Genomic DNA, 252 nt, shown 5'->3' with positions numbered 1-252 from the left:
CCATTTCGAGCAATTAAACGATAAATAGTATGCATGCTGGCACAATAACTTATCTTTTCCTTTTTCATTCGTCCAGCCATTTGCTCAGGACTGAAACCGAGGCTTAGGAAAGATTTCACTTTGTCATTAAGCTCATTCGTCACTTTCATAAATTTAGCGGCACAAGAACGCTTACGGAGTGCATTGGCATGCGCCGTTATTGCTGTATATCGACCTTGAGGGCAGCGTCCCAACTCTGATGATATCGATTTA

Annotated in this window: 1 pseudogene; it reads right to left on the bottom strand. The window is 42.1% G+C overall.

Annotation, left to right across the window (positions count from 1 at the left end):
- A pseudogene (locus HC723_RS17640) lies at positions 1–252 on the bottom strand (IS30 family transposase); the annotation flags it as partial.

This window comes from Vibrio sp. S11_S32 (genome assembly GCF_014694465.1).
In the GTDB taxonomy this organism is placed as follows: Bacteria; Pseudomonadota; Gammaproteobacteria; order Enterobacterales; family Vibrionaceae; genus Vibrio; species Vibrio algicola.
Note: the sequence above shows the minus strand (reverse complement) of the source record. Positions and strands in the feature narration are given on the sequence as shown.